1 protein-coding gene is annotated in these 369 nt (G+C 46.6%); it reads left to right on the forward strand.

The window, feature by feature from the left end; translation table 11 throughout:
• Positions 1–31 precede the first annotated feature (31 nt).
• Positions 32–369 (forward strand): prephenate dehydratase domain-containing protein (locus PGX78_RS08860; RefSeq protein WP_333524045.1); only part of this gene is annotated, 338 nt, incomplete at its 3' end.

Consider the following 369-nt stretch of genomic DNA (forward strand, 5'->3'; position numbering starts at 1 on the left):
GATATATTACTGACTCGGGGAGACTTATAAGATGAGTGTAAAAAAGAGAGAAAAGATTGCTTGTTTCGGGGCCCCCGGGTCATATAGCCACGAAGCATTGTATTGTCATTTCGGAAAAAGTGCGGATATCGTCTTTTATGATCACTTTGAAGACCTTGTAAATCGGGTCGAGGCGGGTGAGTGCCGCTACGGCGTCTTACCTGTAGAAAACTCTTCTACCGGCGGCATTGCCGAAGTGTATGACCTTATTTTGCGTCACAACTGCCATATAGTAGGGGAAGAATACGTACATGTTCAGCACCTGCTCTTGGGAGTTCCGGGAGCAAGGATGGAGGATATACGTCATGTCTATTCTCATCCTCAGGGACT

It is taken from the genome of Megasphaera sp. AF13-6AC (assembly GCF_027685385.1).
Classification (GTDB): Bacteria; Bacillota; Negativicutes; order Veillonellales; family Megasphaeraceae; genus Megasphaera; species Megasphaera micronuciformis.